The sequence below is a fragment of the Pseudazoarcus sp. NS34 genome (assembly GCF_059703725.1).
In genome coordinates, this window is the sequence record NZ_BAAKIZ010000003.1 from 126,903 (window position 1) to 144,441 (window position 17,539).

Consider the following 17,539-nt stretch of genomic DNA (forward strand, 5'->3'; position numbering starts at 1 on the left):
GAGTCTTCTCCCTGTTGCCTGTTCTGTTGTGCGATGGGGCTGGATCAGTCCTGGATGGGACCAAATGCGTTTTCGATGATGGTCTTCTGCTGCAGGTTGTGTTTGGCGTAGTAGCCCACCGCGGGCGATGCCGAACCCGGCCGGCTGACCAGCAGCAGCTTGCGGTCGGCACCCAGCACGTTGGCCAGATGCTGACGCGAAGCCAGCCAGTACCAGGCGCCCTGGTTGCGCGGCTCTTCCTGACACCACACGAATTCCTTGGCTTTCGGGAACTGCGCGAGCACCTCGCCCAGCGCCTCGGCCGGGAACGGGTAGAGCTGCTCGATGCGCACCAGCGCGGTGTCGGTGATGCCCTGTTCGCGACGATAGGCGAGCAGTTCGTAATAGACCTTGCCCTGGCACAGGACCACGCGCTTGACCTTCTTGGCGTCGAGCGTATCGACCTCGCCGATGACGGTCTGGAACCCGCCCTTCGCCAGGTCCTCGAGCGATGAAACCGCTTCCTTGTGACGCAGCAAGGATTTGGGCGTGATGATGATCAGCGGCTTGCGCACCTTGCGCAGCATCTGGCGGCGCAGCAGGTGGAAGACCTGCGCCGGCGTGGTCGGCACGCACACCTGCCAGTTGGTTTCGGCCGCCATGTTCATGAAGCGCTCGATACGCGCCGAGGAGTGCTCGGGGCCCTGCCCTTCGTAGCCGTGCGGCAGCATCAGCGTAAGGCCGCAGACCCGACCCCACTTGGCTTCGCCGGAGCTGATGAACTGGTCGAGCACGACCTGCGCACCATTCACGAAGTCGCCAAACTGCGCTTCCCACACCACGAGCTGATTGGGCTCGGCCGTGGCGTAGCCGTATTCGAAGGCCAGCACAGCCTCTTCGGACAGCACCGAGTCGAAGATCTGCACCGGGCCCTGGCCCTCGCGGATGTCCTCCAGCGGAATCCAGGCGCCGTCGTTCCAGCGCTCACGGCGCTGGTCGTGCAGCACGGCGTGGCGATGGAAGAAGGTGCCGCGACCGACGTCTTCACCCGAGATGCGGATGCCGTAGCCCTGCGCAACCAAGCTGGCGTAGGCCAGGTTCTCGCCCATGCCCCAGTCCAGCGGGAGTTCGCCGCGGCCCATGGCGGCGCGGTCGTTGATGATCTTTTCGACCCGCGAATGCAGGATGAAGCCTTCGGGCACGGCTGCCAGACGCTCGGCAAGACGCTGTGCTTCGGAGAGCGGAATGGCCGTGTCGGCTTCGTCGGTGTAGGGGTGACCCAGGAACGGCGTCCAATCGACGGCGTATTTGCTGCTGTGGCCGGACAGCACCGGGTTGGACAGCAGTTCGCCGCGGTCGAGATGCTCGCGGTAGTCGCGGATCACGGTTTCGGGCTCGTCCGACGGGATGGAGCCTTCGGCCACCAGCCGGTCGGCGTAGATCTGACGCGTGCCGGGGTGCGACGCGATGCGGCGATACATCAGCGGCTGCGTGACCATCGGCTCGTCCTGCTCGTTGTGGCCGAGTTTGCGGAAACACACGATGTCGATGACGACATCCTTCTTGAATTCGTTGCGGAATTCAGCCGCCAGGCGGGTGACCAGCGCCACCGCTTCCGGATCATCGCCGTTCACGTGGAAGATCGGCGCCTCGACCATCTTGAAGATGTCGGTGCAATACAGCGACGAGCGCGTGTCGCGCGGGTCGGACGTGGTGAAGCCGATCTGGTTGTTGATGACGATGTGCACCGTGCCGCCGGTGCCGTAACCACGCGTCTGGGAGAAGTTGAGCATCTCCTGGTTGACGCCTTGCCCGGCCACGGCCGCATCGCCGTGGATGAGCACACCGACGACCTGCTTCTTGTCGGCATCTTCACGCCGGAACTGACGCGCGAACACCGAACCGGCCACCACCGGGTTGATGATTTCGAGGTGCGAGGGGTTGAAGGCCAACGACAGGTGCACCGGGCCACCCGGGCTCATCACGTCGCTGGAAAAGCCCATGTGGTACTTCACGTCGCCCGAGGCAAGCTCCGCCGCGGCCTTGCCTTCGAACTCCGAGAACAGCATGGACGGCGACTTGCCGAGCACGTTCACCAGCAGGTTCAGACGGCCGCGGTGGGCCATGCCGATGACGATTTCCTGCGCGCCATGCGTTCCGGCCACGCGCACGATCTCGTCCATCGCGACGATCATGGATTCGCCGCCTTCGAGCGAGAAGCGCTTCTGGCCAACGTATTTGGTGTGGAGATAGCGTTCCAGCGTCTCGGCCGCGGTGACGCGGTTGAGAATGCGACGCTTGGTGTCGACATCGAAGCGCGGCGTGCCACGCAGGCTTTCGAGCCGGGCCTGTATCCAGCGCTTCTGCTGGATGTCGGAGATGTACATGTACTCGATGCCGATCGAGCCGCAGTAGGTCTGGCGGATGGCTTCGAGAATTTCGCGCAGCGTGGCGTGCTCGCTGTCGAATCCGTGGAAGGAACCGACGTTGAAGCTGCGATTCAGATCGGCTTCGGTGAAGCCGTAGTACGACGGTTCAAGCTCCGGCACATCGGGCCGCTCGGTGCGCTTGAGCGGATCGAGATTGGCCCAGCGGTTGCCGAGAAAGCGATAGGCATTGATCAACTGCAGCGCCTTGACCTGCAGCTTGTCGTCGTCGCCGGCCGACACCGTGCGCATGCGCGGCTGCTTGGCCAGTTGCGCAAAGGCCTCGACGACCGGGCCGTGGGCCACATCGCGCACGGCTGCGCCGGCCTGGGCCTGCAGTTTGTCGAAATACTCGCGCCAGCTCTCCGAGACCGAGGCCGGATCGGCCAGGTAGGACTCGTACAGCTCCTCGACGAACGGAGCATTGCTCCCGAATAGGTAGGACGTCGATTTGCGCTCTTGCATCATGTTGATCACCTGCTCGCTGTGTACTTCACGAATTGCAGACCTGCGCCTGGCCCCGAATTAAAAACGGGACAGCCGGACAACCCGGCCATCCCGTGTGTGATTCAGGAACGGCAGGCGGCATCCTGCTCCTGCAACATGGCGTTCATCGCGTTGCCATGTCGGGGACGTCGCGACGCGCTGCACCGGTGTACAGCTGACGCGGACGGCCGATCTTGTATTCCGGGTCGGTGATCATCTCTTCCCACTGCGTGACCCAGCCCACGGTACGCGCCAGCGCGAACACGCAGGTGAACATCGAGGTGGGGATGCCGATCGCCTTCTGGACGATGCCGGAATAGAAATCCACGTTCGGGTAAAGCTTGCGCTCGACGAAGAACTCGTCTTCCAGCGCGATGCGCTCGAGTTCCATCGCAAGTTTGAAGAGACGGTCGTTCTCCAGACCGAGTTCGCCGAGCACGTCGTAACAAACCTTGCGCATGAGCTTGGCGCGCGGGTCGTAGTTCTTGTAGACGCGGTGACCGAAGCCCATCAGGCGGAACGGATCGTCCTTGTCCTTGGCGCGCTTGATGTACTCGCCGACGCGCGACACGTCGCCGATTTCTTCGAGCATGTTGAGGCAGGCCTCGTTGGCGCCACCGTGTGCCGGGCCCCACAGGCAGGCGATACCGGCCGAGATGCAGGCAAACGGGTTGGCACCCGACGAACCGGCCAGACGCACGGTCGAGGTCGAGGCGTTCTGCTCGTGGTCGGCGTGCAGCGTGAAGATCACGTCGAGCGCACGCGCCACCACCGGGTTCGGCTTGTATTCCTCGCACGGCGTCGCGAACATCATGTGCATGAAGTTCTCGGAGTAGCCCAGATCGTTGCGCGGGAACATGAACTGCTGACCGGTGTTGTACTTGTAGGCCATCGCGACGATGGTCGGCAGCTTGGCGATCAGGCGGTAGAAGGACATCGTGCGATGCTCTTCGTCCGAGAAGTCCATGGCCTCGTGATAGAAGGCCGACAGAGCGCCGACGATGCCGACCATGATGGCCATCGGGTGCGCGTCACGGCGGAAGCCGTTGTAGAAGCGCATGAGCTGGTCGTGCAGCATCGAGTGGTTCTTGATCGAACGCTCGAATTCGCCCTTCTGCGTTTCGTTCGGCAGCTCGCCGTTACGCAGCAGATACGCCACTTCGAGGAAGCTGCACTTGCCGGCCAGCTGTTCAATGGGATAGCCGCGATAGAGCAACTCACCCTTGTCACCATCAATGAAGGTGATCGACGACTTGCAGCTACCCGTCGAGAGGAAACCCGAGTCGTAGGTAAACAGCCCGGTTTGACCACCCAGGCTGCGGATGTCGATGACATCGTTGCCGTGAGTGCCGCTCAGGATCGGGAAATCGTAGGTTTTCCCGTCCAGGGTCAGCGTTGCAGTGCGTTCATTGCTCATTGTCTTTCCCTTATGCTTGCCAGATATTTCTTGTTGTCAGCACCAGCTCCAGACGGTCTCAGGACCGCTGCAGCAGCGCGATAATCTCTTGCCAGCGCTCGTTCGGACATTCGGCGCTGCCGTTGACCATGGCCCACAGGTCATGGTCTTCGCAGCGCAACAAATCCTCCAGATCCGCCAGTTGTGCCTCTTCAAGACCGTCGAAGTGTCGCTCAAGAAAGCGTTCCAGAACAAGGTCGAGTTCCAGCAGCGCACGTCGGCATGCCCATCGGATACGGCCTTTCTGGCCCGTCATACAGCGCGCTGCACCATCAAATCCTTGATCTTGCCTATCGCTCTCGTCGGATTCAGGTTCTTGGGACAGACGTCCACGCAGTTCATGATCGAGTGGCAACGGAACAGCCGGTAAGGGTCTTCGAGGTTGTCCAGACGCTCGCTGGTGGCCTGATCGCGCGTGTCGGCGATGAAACGGTAGGCCGCCAGCAGGCCGGCCGGGCCGACGAACTTGTCCGGGTTCCACCAGAACGACGGGCAGGCCGTCGAACAGCAGGCGCACAGGATGCATTCGTACAGGCCGTTGAGCTCATCGCGGTCTTCGGGCGACTGCAGGCGCTCACGCTCGGGCGCCGGCTCCTCGTTGATCAGATACGGCTTGATCGAGTGGTACTGCTTGAAGAACTGGGTCATGTCCACGATCAGGTCGCGGATCACCGGCAGGCCCGGCAGCGGACGCAGCACCACCGGCTGCTTGAGCTCGGCGATGTCGGTCATGCAGGCCAGGCCGTTCTTTCCGTTGATGTTCATGGCGTCGGAACCGCACACGCCTTCGCGACAGGAGCGGCGGAAGGACAGCGAATCGTCCTTGGCGCGCAGACGCACCAAGGCGTCGAGCAGCTTCTTGTCGGAGGGCTCGAGTTCGACCGAGATGTCCTGCATCCACGGCTTTTCGTCGCGGTCGGGATCGTAGCGGTAGATCTTGAAGTGGAGTTCGCGAGTACTCATGTCCATCTCCGGGCGCTCAGTAGATGCGCTTGGCGAGCGCAATCGCCTTGGTTTCGTCGTTCAGCGGCTTGAGATTGACCGGCTTGTATTCAAGACGGTCACCCTCGCTGAACCACAGCGTGTGCTTGAGCCATTCGTGGTCGTTGCGGCCGTTCGGGAATTCCGGCGTGTCCGGCGCATCGTCACGCACGTGGGCGCCGCGGGATTCGGTTCGTGCACTGGCCGAGACGATGGTTGAACGCGCCACTTCGATCAGGTTGTCGAGTTCCAGCGCTTCCATGCGCGCGGTGTTCCAGACCTTGGATTTGTCCTTGATCTCGGTGTGGCGGGCGCGCTCGGCGATCTCGCCGATGCGGGTCACGCCTTCGGACAGCAGATCCGCAAAGCGGAACACGCCGGCGTGCTTCTGCATCGCCCGCCGCATGTCGGCGCCGACCTCGAACACGCTCTCGCCATCCTTCTGGTTCTCGAGCCGCGCGAGACGCGACATGGAACGCTCGGAGGCGTCGACCGGCAGCGGCCGCAGCGGCAGGTTGCCGGCCTCGATGTCTTCGACCACCGTCTCGCCAGCCGACTTGCCGAACACCAGCAGATCGAGCAGCGAGTTGGTGCCGAGACGGTTGGCACCATGCACCGAGGCACACGAGCATTCGCCAGCCGCGTAGAAACCGACGACCGGGGCGGATGGATTGTCGTTCTTGGGCACGACCACCTGACCCTTGTAGTTGGTCGGAATGCCGCCCATCTGATAGTGACAGGTCGGCACGACCGGAATCGGCTCGCGGATCGGATCGACGCCTGCAAAGCGGATCGCGATCTCGCGGATGCCGGGCAGGCGCTTCATGATGGTTTCGGGCGCCAGGTGGGTGATGTCGAGCAGCACGAAATCCTTGTCCGGCCCGCAACCGCGGCCTTCGTTGATTTCGGTGGTCATGGCACGCGAAACGATGTCACGCGAGGCCAGATCCTTGAGGTTGGGCGCGTAGCGCTCCATGAAGCGCTCGCCGCTGCTGTTGCGCAGAATGCCGCCCTCGCCGCGCACGCCTTCGGTGATCAGCACGCCCGCGCCAGCCACGCCGGTCGGGTGGAACTGCCAGAACTCCATGTCTTCGAGCGGAATGCCGGCACGCGCCGCCATGCCGCAACCGTCACCGGTGTTGATGAAGGCATTGGTGGAGCTGTGATAGATGCGCCCGGCACCGCCGGTGGCGAAGATCGTCGCGCGGCTGTGGAAGATGGCGACTTCGCCGGTTTCCATTTCCAGCGCGGTCACGCCCAGCACGTTGCCGAACGGGTCGCGGATCAGGTCCAGCGCCATCCATTCGACGAAGAAATGCGTGTTGGCACGCACGTTGCGCTGATACAGCGCGTGCAACATGGCGTGGCCGGTGCGGTCGGCCGCCGCACAGGAACGCGAGACCGGCGTCTGGCCGTAGTTCTGCGAGTGGCCGCCGAACGGGCGCTGATAGATCTTGCCGTTGTCGAGGCGGTCAAACGGCATTCCGTAGTGTTCGAGCTCGACCACGACCTCGTTGGCGCGCTTGCACATGAACTCGATGGCGTCCTGATCGCCCAGCCAGTCCGACCCCTTGACGGTGTCGTACATGTGCCAGTGCCAGTTGTCTTCGGTGGAGTTGCCGAGCGAGGCAGCCACCCCGCCCTGCGCCGCGACGGTGTGCGAACGCGTCGGGAAGACCTTGGTCAGCACCGCTGTTTTCAGGCCGGACTCCGCCAGTTGCAAGGCCGCACGCAGACCTGCGCCGCCGGCGCCAACAATGACCGCGTCGAAAGTGTACTTCGCGATATTCACGCCGACAGCCTCCAGAGAATCTGAGCCGCCCAGCCGGCGTAGCCGACGAGCAGGAATGCCACGATGAGGTGCAGCGTCAGCCGCAGCCCGGTGGACTTGATGTAGTCCATGAAGATGTCCCGCACACCGACCCACGCGTGATAGAACAGCGCGAGGAAGAACAGGAAGGTGGTGAAGGCCATGAAACCGCCCGAAAACAGCGCCTGCCACGAGGCATGGCTGAAGTCCGGCAGCATCAGCACACGTACGCCGAACAGTACGGTGTACAGCGCCATATAAACGGCCGTTGCGCGTTGGGCGATCCAGTCTTTCAGGCCGTAATGCGCCCCGACGACGATACGTTTCACCATAGCGCCACCCCGATCACCAGGGTCAGCGCGATGCTGACAACCAGAACAGCCACGGAGCTGCGACGTGCGGGGCCGAGGTCGCCCCCGATGTGCAGATCGAGCAGCAGGAAGCGGATGCCGGCACAGAAGTGATGCAGATAGGCCCACAGCAGACCGAACAGCACCAGCTTGATCAACGGATTGGACACGACGTCGCGGTAGTCGTCATACGCCACCGGCGAGCCCAGACTGCGATCGAACAGCCATAACAGCAAAGGCAGCATCAGGAACAGCCCCGCACCACTGACACGGTGCAGGATCGACACGATGCCCGGCAGGGGCAGGCGTATCTGGTGCAGGGCCAGGTGCTTGGGGCGCTTGCGCACGGGTGCATCCGACATGTAATCCAACCTCCAGATGTGCGACCTGTCGGCCGCGCTATGCATGGACCGCCTGCAGCGGCCCGATGTTTCAACTCAATTCGTTCAGATAGAAATGGTCATCGGTCAGATACAGCCCCCGCCGCCACTCCACCGGCTTGTCGCCATAGGTATAGGTCACACGCTCAACCGACAACAGCGGCTTGCCTTCGGGCACTTTCAGCGCCTCGGCGGCGGAGCGGTCAGCTGCCACGGCCCGAATGCTCTCCTGCGCGCGGATCATGCGCACACCGAAGCGGTTCTCGAACAGGCTGTACAGTGAGCTCTTCCAGGATTGCAGCAATTCGAGGGTCAGGCCCTGAAACTGTTCGCCAGGCAGATAGATTTCATCGATCACCACCGGCTTGCCGCCGAAACGCAGCAGGCGCCGCACGATGATGATCGGATCGCCCTGCTTGAGTTCGAGCATGCGCGAGGCCTCGTTGCCGGCCTTGGCGCGCCAGCACTCCAGCGGCAGGCTCTCCGGCGTGGCCAACGGCCCATCCAGCGGCACCAGCCGCAGAAAACGGAACAGCGCGCGCGGGTCCTGGTGAGTGGCTACGAAGGTTCCCTTGCCTTGCCGACGGGTCAGCAGATTCTCGGCGGCCAGCTCGTCGACTGCCTTGCGAACCGTGCCCTGGGAGACGCCAAAACGGCCGGCAAGCTCCTGCTCACTCGGGATAAGCTGTCCGGGCTGCCATTCGCCGACTACAAGTGCCTGAATCATCAGGTCCTTGATCTGGCGGTACAGCGGGCTGAATGTGGGCGATTCCTGAACCATCGGCGCATTCAATCACAAAACTTTTGTGACGTCTATTCATCATCTCTTGTCTTATACAAGACATAAGATATGATTAATAGGCTTTTGACTTCCACCGCATCCGCCTCTACCATTCCCGCGCCCGTCAAAGTATCGCCAAGCGCGTCGCAACATGCGCGGCCGCGGAGCCTTACCGGATTATATAAACCTGAGTATTGAGGGAGCATTCCAATGAGCAAATCCCCCGTTCGCGTCGCCGTTACCGGCGCAGCCGGCCAGATCGGCTACAGCCTGCTTTTCCGCATCGCCAGCGGCGAAATGCTCGGCAAGGATCAACCCGTCATCCTGCAACTGCTCGATCTGCCGCAAGCCCAGAAGGCGCTGGCCGGCGTGATGATGGAGCTTGAGGACTGCGCCTTCCCGCTGCTCGCCGGCATGACCGCGTCCGACGACCCCAATGTGGCCTTCAAAGACGCCCAGGTGGCCCTGCTGGTTGGCGCCCGCCCGCGCGGCCCCGGCATGGAGCGCAAGGACCTGCTGGCCGAGAACGCCAAGATCTTCACGGTGCAGGGCGCGGCCATCGGCCAGCACGCCAACCCGGACTGCAAGGTGCTGGTGGTCGGCAACCCGTGCAACACCAACGCCTACATCGCCATGAAAACGGCGGAGAAGTTCGGCCGCGTACCGGCGAAGAACTTCACTGCCATGCTGCGCCTGGACCACAACCGCGCGCTCTCGCAACTGGCCGGCAAGAGCGGCCGCGACGTCTCAAGCCTGAAGAAGCTCGTCGTGTGGGGCAACCACTCGCCGACGATGTATGCCGACTACCGTCTGGTCACCTCGGGCAACGACAAGGTCAAGGACCTGATCAATGACGAGGCCTGGAACCGCGACACCTTCCTGCCGACGGTGGGCAAGCGCGGCGCAGCCATCATCGAGGCACGCGGCCTGTCGTCTGCCGCCTCGGCAGCCAATGCCGCCATCGACCACATCCGCGACTGGTGGCTGGGATCGAACGGTGAGTGGGTCACGATGGGCGTGCCTTCCGACGGCAGCTACGGCATTCCGGAAGGCATCATCTTCGGCGTACCGTGCATCACCAAGGGTGGCGAGTACGAAGTGGTCAAGGGCCTGGAATTTGACGAGTTCTCGCAGGAGCGCGTCAAGCGCACACTGGACGAGCTGCTCGAAGAACGCGAAGGCGTGAAAGACCTGCTGGGCTGAACGCAGCCCACGCAATCAAAACGCACGGTACGCCGTGCGTTTTTTTTTGCCATCGAATTAACCGACCCCCGAAAGCGGCGCACTGCCAAACGTACTTGCGCCGCGATTCAGGCGAAAATGCACGTCTTGTTCGACTGGGACTCCGCCATGACCAAGCCTCACCACCCTGCCGACGTGCTGTTCGACGCCGAGAAGCCCTTCCCTATCCTGCCCGCCGTCGATCATTACGCAGGCTCCGAAAAGCTCATGCGCAAGGCGCTTGCGCTGCAGGCAGACCTCGGCCCGGTCTTTGACGTGACTTTCGATTGCGAGGACGGCGCGCATGCAGGCGCCGAAGCCGAACACGCGACCATGGCCGCCCAACTGGCCGCCAGCAGCGACAACCGCTTCGGCCGCGTTGGCGCGCGCATCCACGACATCACGCATCCGCTATGGCAGCAGGACCTGGACATCTTGGTGCGCGACGCGGGACGCAAGCTGGCCTTCCTGACGCTGCCCAAGGCACGCTCGGCTTCGGACGTGCGCATCCAGATCGAAACCCTGCGCCGCACCGAAGGGGAATACGGCATCGAGCGGCCGATTCCGGTACACGTGCTGATCGAAACCCACGGCGCGCTGCGTGAGATCTGGCAGATCGTGGCCATGGACGGCGTCGAGTCGGTGGACTTCGGCATCATGGACTTCGTATCGGCCCACCACGGGGCCCTGCCCGGCTCGGCCATGGTCAGCCCCGGGCAGTTCACCCATCCGGTGGTGGTACGCGCCAAATGCGAGATCGTTGCCGCGTCACTGGCGCATGGCGTAGTGCCGGCGCACAACGTGACGACGGAGCTGCGCGACGCCGAGATCATCCGCAACGATGCGCTGCGCGCCCGCAACGAGTTCGGCTTCCTGCGCATGTGGAGCATCCACCCCAACCAGATCCTGCCGATCGTGGACGCCATGCGCCCGGACTTTTCCGAGACCCAGGCCGCCACGGAAATTCTGGTGGCCGCGCAGGACGCGGCCTGGGGGCCGATCCAGCACGCCGGCAAGCTGCACGACCGCGCGTCATACCGTTACTACTGGGAACTGCTGGCCCGCGCACATGCTACCGGCATGCATGTCGACCAGGAGGCGAAGCAGCGCTTTTTTGCGCAATGATCGGGAATAGCGCACACCCCTGCTGTCATTCTCCTTGCATTACAATGCGCCCATGAGCCGCCAGACGAGCCACTCCGCCGAGAACACCGTAATGTTCCTCGACGTGGTGAACAGCACACGCCTGTACGAGCAGAGTGGAGACCGCAAGGCCTTCTCGCTGGTCACGACCTGCCTCGGCCACGCCAGCGAAGTTGTGCTCGATCGGGGTGGTCGCGTCGTCAAATACACTGGCGACGGACTGATGGCGGTTTTCAGCAGCCCTGACGCCGCAGCAGATTCAGCACTGGGCATTCACATTGCGCTGCGCGACTGCCCTTCTGTCGCCGACCAATCAATCGGGGTGCGTATCGGCTTTCACACCGGCCCCCTGCTCAAGAGCGGCACCGATGTCTTCGGCGAGACCGTGAATCTGGCCTCGCGCATTGCCTCGCTGGCTTCTGCCGGGCGCGTCCTGACCACTGCCGCAAGCGTCAACACGATGGCCTCGGCCTTGCGCGAGCGGCTCGCCGCCATCCCCACACGTGTGATTCGCGGCACCAACCAGCCAGTCGAACTGTTCGAACTGCGCTGCGAGCCCGGCGGGGAAACCACCAGCCTGCTGAACATTGACACCGCACTGCAGGAAGACGCCGAACTGCGCCTGCGTTACAACCAGCGCTGGGTGGTGATCAACCACTGGAAACCCGCGCTGAGCATGGGACGCGGCCCGACCGAGGACATGCGCGTGGACGATCAACGCGCCTCGCGCCACCACGCAGCAGTCGAGCTGCGCGGCGACAAGTTCGTCCTCGCCGACCAGAGCAGCAACGGCACCTACGTGACCATCGGCAATGCGCCCGAGTTCGTGCTGACCCGTGAAGACGCGGTGCTTCACGGCACTGGATGGATCTCGCTGGGGCGCAGCCGCGTCGGCAATCCGCTGGCCATCGAATTTTTCAGCACCTGAATGCAATCGGGACGCCGAAGCGCCCCGATTCGCCATGCCCGGCTACGGTCAGACTTCGACCGTATCCGCCACTTCGCGGAATTCCGCAATCTGATCGAAGTTCATGTAGCGATAGATATCGGCGGCCCGTGCATCCAGGCTGCTGACCTGCTGCAGATACTCATCCGCAGTCGGGATCCGCCCCATCAGCGCACACACCGCTGCCAGCTCGGCCGATCCCAAATACACGCGTGTGTCGATGCCGAGGCGGTTCGGGAAATTGCGCGTCGAGGTCGACATCGCGGTGCTGCCCTTGCGGATCTGCGCCTGGTTGCCCATGCACAGCGAGCAGCCCGGCATCTCCATGCGCGCGCCTGACTTGCCGAGGATGGAGTAATAGCCCTCCTCGTTTAGGATCATCGCGTCCATCTTGGTCGGCGGCGCGATCCACAGGCGGGTCGGGATGTCGCTCTTGCCGTCCAGCACCTTGCCGGCAGCGCGGAAGTGACCGATGTTGGTCATGCACGAGCCGATGAAGACCTCGTCGATCTTGTCGCCAGCCACGGCCGACAGCGTCTTGACGTCGTCCGGATCGTTCGGGCAGGCGACCAGCGGCTCCTTGATGTCCGCGAGATCGATCTCGATTACCGCGGCGTACTCGGCATCTGCGTCACCGGCCAGCAACTGCGGATTGGCGATCCACGCCTCCATGGCCTTGATGCGACGCGTGAGCGTGCGACGATCCTCGTAGCCACTGGCGATCATCCACTTCATCAGCGTGATGTTCGAGCGCATGTATTCGATGATCGGCGCCTTGTCCAGATGCACTGTGCAGCCGGCTGACGAGCGCTCAGCGGAGGCGTCGGACAGCTCGAAGGCCTGCTCGACCTTCAGATCCGGCAAGCCTTCGATCTCAAGGATGCGGCCCGAGAAAATGTTCTTCTTGCCCTTCTTCTCGACCGTCAGGAGGCCCTGCTGAATCGCGTAATACGGGATCGCATTGACGAGATCGCGCAAGGTCACCCCCGGCTCCATCTTGCCCTTGAAGCGCACCAGCACCGATTCGGGCATGTCCAGCGGCATCACGCCGGTAGCAGCTGCGAAAGCCACAAGCCCGGAACCAGCCGGGAAAGAAATGCCGATCGGGAAGCGCGTGTGCGAATCACCGCCGGTACCCACCGTGTCAGGCATCAGCAGACGGTTGAGCCAAGAGTGGATGACGCCGTCACCCGGCTTGAGCGACACGCCGCCACGGTTGGTGATGAAGCCCGGCAGTTCGCGGTGCATGCGCACGTCGACCAGCTTCGGGTAGGCGGCGGTGTGACAGAACGACTGCATGACCAGATCAGCCGAGAAGCCCAGGCAGGCCAGATCCTTGAGTTCGTCGCGCGTCATGGGGCCGGTCGTGTCCTGCGAGCCGACCGTGGTCATGCGCGGTTCGCAGTAAGTGCCCGGCCGGACGCCTTGGCCTTCCGGCAGACCGCAGGCACGGCCGACCATCTTCTGCGCCAGCGTGAAGCCTTTGCCCGAATCAACCGGCGCCTGCGGCAGACGGAACAGAGTGGACGGCGGCAGGCCCAGCGCCTCGCGCGCACGGGTCGTGAGGCCACGCCCGATGATCAGCGGAATGCGGCCACCAGCACGCACTTCGTCGAGGATCACGGGCGTCTTGAGCTCGCTCTGTGCGATCTGCTCACCGCCCTTGAACGCGGCAACCTGAGCCTTGGCGTGGTCGATGCGCAGTTCGATCTCGTCGCCCATTTCCATCGAATCAACATCGATCTCGATCGGCAGAGCACCGGCGTCTTCCATGGTATTGAAGAAAATCGGCGCGATCTTGCTGCCCAGACACACGCCACCGAAACGCTTGTTCGGAACGTGGGGAATGTCTTCGCCGGTGAACCACAGCACGGAGTTGGTGGCCGACTTGCGCGACGAACCGGTGCCGACCACGTCGCCCACATAAGCGACGACGTTGCCGCGGGCGCGCAGGTCCTGCAGGAACTTGATCGGCCCGCGCACGCCCGCCTCTTCCGGCTCAATGCCCGCACGCGGGTTCTTCAGCATGGCCAGCGCATGCAACGGAATGTCAGGACGCGACCAGGCGTCCGGCGCCGGCGACAGATCGTCGGTGTTGGTTTCGCCGGTCACCTTGAACACCGTGATCTTCATCGACGTCGGCACTTCAGGGCGGCTGGTGAACCATTCGGCGTCGGCCCACGACTGCAGCACGGCGCGAGCGTTGGCATTACCCTTGTCCGCCAGCTCCTTGACGTCGTGAAAGTAGTCGAACATCAACAGGGTCTTCTTCAGCCCCTCGGCCGCGATGGCGCCGACTTCGGCGTCAGCGAGCAGATCGATCAGCGGCTTGATGTTGAAACCGCCCAGCATCGTTCCGAGCAGTTCGGCGGCTTTGGCGCGGGAAATCAACGCACATGAGGTCTCGCCTTCCGCGACGCGCGCCAGAAACGCAGCCTTGACCTTGGCTGCATCGTCCACCCCCGCCGGCACGCGCTGAGTCAGCAGGTCGAGCAGAAACGCCTCTTCGCCCGCAGGCGGATTGACGAGCAGCTCGAGCAGTTCAACGGTTTGCTGACGGGACAGCGGAAGCGGCGGTATGCCGAGCGCAGCGCGTTCGGCAACGTGGTCACGGTAAGCTTGCAGCATCTGGAATCCTTGGTAATGATGAAACGGCCCTCGCGAGCAGCGGGGCGAATTATATGTCTTTTATAAGACTTGCGCACCGACCGGGCATGCTCCGGGATGCGCAAGACTGTCGAGAACCGACGCAGAAGGCTACAGTCACACGTGACAACCCCTTGCCGCCCTCTAGGAGCCGAACGATGAAGCCTCATAACCTCTTCGACACGCTCAAACCTTTGCCCCAGGCTGGTGGCGAAGCTCTGTTCTACTCGCTGCCCGCCCTCGAAGCCGCCGGACTCGGCCGCATTTCACGCCTGCCAGTTTCGCTGCGTATCGTACTTGAAGCGGTGCTGCGCAACTGCGACGGCAAGCGAATCACCGAGAAGCATGTGCGTGAGCTGGCCTCTTGGAAGCCGGATGACGGCCGCATGAGCGAAATCCCCTTTGTCGTGGCCCGCGTCGTACTGCAGGACTTCACCGGCGTGCCGCTGTTGGTCGACCTCGCAGCCATGCGTGACGTCACCGCGGCCAACGGCGGGGACCCCAAGCAGATCGAACCACTGGTGCCGGTGGACCTGGTGGTCGACCACTCCGTGCAGGTAGATGAGTACGGCTCGCCGATCGCGCTGCGCCGGAACATGGAACTGGAGTTCGAACGCAACCGCGAGCGCTACCAGTTCATGAAGTGGGGCATGCAGGCCTTCGATACCTTCCGCGTCATTCCGCCCGGCATCGGCATCGTGCACCAGGTCAACCTGGAGTACCTGTTCCGCGGCGTTCGCCGGCAGCAAAGCGAAGGGGCGGATCTGGTGTATCCCGATACGCTGGTCGGCACGGACTCGCATACCACCATGATCAACGGCGTGGGCGTCGTGGGCTGGGGCGTCGGCGGCATTGAGGCAGAGGCGGCCATGCTCGGCCAGCCGGTGTACATGCTTACCCCCGACGTGGTTGGCGTAGAAATGTCAGGCGCTCTGCCCGAAGGGGTCACAGCGACTGACCTGGTGCTGACGGTGACCGAGATGCTGCGTCGCGAGAAAGTCGTCGGCACCTTTGTCGAGTTTTTCGGCGAAGGCACCAGCACGCTGAGCGTCACGGATCGCGCCACGATTGCGAACATGGCTCCGGAGTATGGCGCGACGATGGGCTTCTTCCCGGTGGACGAAAAGACCGTCGAATACATGCGCTCAACGGGCCGCAGTGACGACGAATGCGCGGCCTTCGAGGCCTATTTTCGCGCCCAGAACATGTTCGGCATCCCGCGCGCTGGCGACATCGCCTATTCGCGCGAGCTCAAGCTCGACCTGTCTTCCATCGTCCCCTCGCTGGCCGGGCCGAAACGCCCGCAGGACCGCATCTGTCTGCAGGACCTCGAAAATCGCTTCACCCACCTGCTCAGCATGCCGCCCGACGATGATGGCTTCGGCGCACCGGAAGCCTCGCTCGGCACACGTTTTCCGACTGATCTGCCCGACGTCACGCTGGGACACGGCGACATCCTGATCGCCGCCATCACCTCGTGTACCAACACCAGCAACCCCGCCGTGCTCATCGCAGCCGGCCTGCTGGCAAGAAAGGCCGCCGAGAAGGGGCTCACGGTCTCCCCCCACGTCAAGACCTCGCTCGCCCCCGGCTCGCGCGTCGTCACCGACTACCTGGAGCGTGCGGGCTTGATGGAGCCCTTGGCCAAGCTCGGATTCGCACTGGCCGGCTACGGCTGCACGACCTGCATCGGCAACTCCGGCGACCTTGCGCCGGAGCTGAACGAAGCCATCCAGGAACATGGCGTGATTGCCGCCGCAGTACTTTCCGGCAACCGCAACTTCGAGGCCCGCATCCACCCCAACATCCGCGCGAACTTCCTCGCCTCACCGCCGCTGGTCGTTGCCTTTGCGATCGCCGGAACCGTCAACATCGATCTGACCTCGGATCCGCTTGGCACCGGAACAGACGGCCATCACGTCTATCTGAAGGACATCTGGCCGAGCTCCGACGAGATCAACGCCGTCATGCCCTACGCGCTGGATCCCGTCACCTTCCGTCGGCTGTACGCCGACTTCACCACCGGGCATGACCTGTGGAACGAGATTTCCGCCCCGGCCGGACAGGTGTATGACTGGCCGCCATCGACCTATATCGCCCTTCCGCCCTTCTTCAAGGACTTCAGCCGCACTCCGGCGCCGATCAGCAACATCCACGGCGCCCGCCCGCTGCTGATGCTGGGCGACTCGGTAACCACCGACCACATCTCGCCAGCCGGGTCGTTCAAGGACACTTCGCCCGCCGGCGCCTGGCTGATGGAACAGGGCGTGGAACGGCGCGACTTCAACTCCTATGGTTCGCGCCGGGGCAATCACGAGGTGATGATGCGCGGCACCTTCGCCAACGTGCGGCTGAAGAACCTCATGCTGCCGCCGCGTGAGAACGGCACTCGGGTCGAAGGCGGCTTCACGCTGTTCGATGGCCGCGAAGTGCCAGTATTCGATGCCGCCAACGCCCTGCTCGCCAGCAATACACCGGGGATCGTTTTCGCCGGCGAGGAGTACGGCACCGGCTCGAGCCGCGACTGGGCCGCGAAGGGCACGAGCCTGCTCGGCATACGGGCCGTCGTCGCCCGCAGCTTTGAGCGCATTCACCGCTCGAACCTTGTCGGCATGGGCGTCTTGCCACTGCAATTCACCGGCGACCAGTCGTGGCAGAAGCTGGGCCTTGACGGCACCGAGCACTTCGACGTCCTTGGCATCGATAAAGGATTGTCTCCGCAGCAGGATCTGACGCTCGTGATTCACCATGCGAACGGGCGCACGCAAGAGGTCGAAGTCCTGTGCCGCATCGACACGCCGATCGAAGTCGAGTATTACGAGCACGGTGGCATTCTTCCTTACGTGCTGCGCGATATCCTGTTCGGCAGAAAAGGATAGTGTTGAATACCTTGCATGCGTCAGGGTCGCTCCTGTATGATTGCGCGTTTCGAGA

13 protein-coding genes are annotated in these 17,539 nt (G+C 63.1%); 4 read left to right on the forward strand and 9 right to left on the reverse strand.

Features of this window, described 5'->3' with window-relative positions; all coding sequences use genetic code 11:
- Positions 1–44 precede the first annotated feature (44 nt).
- The 8 genes from AC6H0N_RS10715 to AC6H0N_RS10750 form a co-directional block, all read right to left on the reverse strand.
- Positions 45–2,873 carry a 2-oxoglutarate dehydrogenase E1 component gene (locus AC6H0N_RS10715; protein ID WP_497574105.1) on the reverse strand — a complete coding sequence of 943 codons (2,829 nt, stop codon included), beginning with the start codon at positions 2,871–2,873 and terminating at the stop codon, positions 45–47.
- A 142-nt stretch (positions 2,874–3,015) separates the two neighbouring features.
- Entirely contained in the window at positions 3,016–4,308 is a 1,293-nt protein-coding gene (gene gltA, locus AC6H0N_RS10720) for a citrate synthase (protein ID WP_497574106.1), read from the reverse strand.
- A 58-nt stretch (positions 4,309–4,366) separates the two neighbouring features.
- Positions 4,367–4,603 carry an FAD assembly factor SdhE gene (locus AC6H0N_RS10725; RefSeq protein ID WP_497574107.1) on the reverse strand — a complete coding sequence of 79 codons (237 nt, stop codon included), beginning with the start codon at positions 4,601–4,603 and terminating at the stop codon, positions 4,367–4,369.
- Positions 4,600–5,310: a succinate dehydrogenase iron-sulfur subunit gene (locus tag AC6H0N_RS10730; RefSeq protein WP_497574108.1), complete on the reverse strand. Its 711-nt coding sequence runs from the start codon at positions 5,308–5,310 to the stop codon at positions 4,600–4,602. The genes AC6H0N_RS10725 and AC6H0N_RS10730 overlap by 4 nt, the downstream gene beginning before the upstream one ends.
- Before the next feature lie 16 nt (positions 5,311–5,326).
- Entirely contained in the window at positions 5,327–7,120 is a 1,794-nt protein-coding gene (gene sdhA / locus AC6H0N_RS10735) for a succinate dehydrogenase flavoprotein subunit (protein WP_497574109.1), read from the reverse strand.
- Positions 7,117–7,470 carry a succinate dehydrogenase, hydrophobic membrane anchor protein gene (gene sdhD / locus AC6H0N_RS10740; RefSeq protein ID WP_497574110.1) on the reverse strand — a complete coding sequence of 118 codons (354 nt, stop codon included), beginning with the start codon at positions 7,468–7,470 and terminating at the stop codon, positions 7,117–7,119. The genes sdhA and sdhD overlap by 4 nt, the downstream gene beginning before the upstream one ends.
- Positions 7,464–7,850, reverse strand: a complete 387-nt coding sequence (gene sdhC / locus AC6H0N_RS10745; RefSeq protein WP_497574111.1) for a succinate dehydrogenase, cytochrome b556 subunit — start codon at positions 7,848–7,850, stop codon at positions 7,464–7,466. Before sdhC ends, sdhD begins: the two co-directional genes overlap by 7 nt.
- A gap of 70 nt (positions 7,851–7,920) precedes the next feature.
- Positions 7,921–8,649 carry a GntR family transcriptional regulator gene (locus AC6H0N_RS10750; protein ID WP_497574112.1) on the reverse strand — a complete coding sequence of 243 codons (729 nt, stop codon included), beginning with the start codon at positions 8,647–8,649 and terminating at the stop codon, positions 7,921–7,923.
- A 210-nt stretch (positions 8,650–8,859) separates the two neighbouring features.
- Here AC6H0N_RS10750 and AC6H0N_RS10755 point away from each other — a divergent pair, with 210 nt between their 5' ends.
- From AC6H0N_RS10755 to AC6H0N_RS10765, 3 genes are all read left to right on the forward strand, one after another.
- Positions 8,860–9,852: a malate dehydrogenase gene (locus AC6H0N_RS10755; RefSeq protein WP_497574113.1), complete on the forward strand. Its 993-nt coding sequence runs from the start codon at positions 8,860–8,862 to the stop codon at positions 9,850–9,852.
- 147 nt (positions 9,853–9,999) lie between these two features.
- The gene (locus AC6H0N_RS10760) at positions 10,000–10,995 is read left to right on the forward strand and encodes an HpcH/HpaI aldolase/citrate lyase family protein (protein ID WP_497574114.1); all 996 of its coding nucleotides are present in this window, start codon (positions 10,000–10,002) and stop codon (positions 10,993–10,995) included.
- Positions 10,996–11,047: 52 nt separating this feature from the next.
- Positions 11,048–11,941, forward strand: a complete 894-nt coding sequence (locus AC6H0N_RS10765) for an adenylate/guanylate cyclase domain-containing protein (RefSeq protein ID WP_497574115.1) — start codon at positions 11,048–11,050, stop codon at positions 11,939–11,941.
- 48 nt (positions 11,942–11,989) lie between these two features.
- Here the strand turns inward: AC6H0N_RS10765 and acnB are convergent, their stop codons facing one another.
- Positions 11,990–14,587, reverse strand: coding sequence for a bifunctional aconitate hydratase 2/2-methylisocitrate dehydratase (gene acnB / locus AC6H0N_RS10770; RefSeq protein WP_497574116.1), 2,598 nt, complete (start codon positions 14,585–14,587; stop codon positions 11,990–11,992).
- A gap of 176 nt (positions 14,588–14,763) precedes the next feature.
- Between acnB and acnA the strand changes: the two genes are divergently transcribed.
- Complete coding sequence (gene acnA, locus AC6H0N_RS10775; RefSeq protein ID WP_497574117.1) at positions 14,764–17,484, forward strand: aconitate hydratase AcnA; 2,721 nt, start codon at positions 14,764–14,766, stop codon at positions 17,482–17,484.
- Positions 17,485–17,539: the final 55 nt, after the last annotated feature.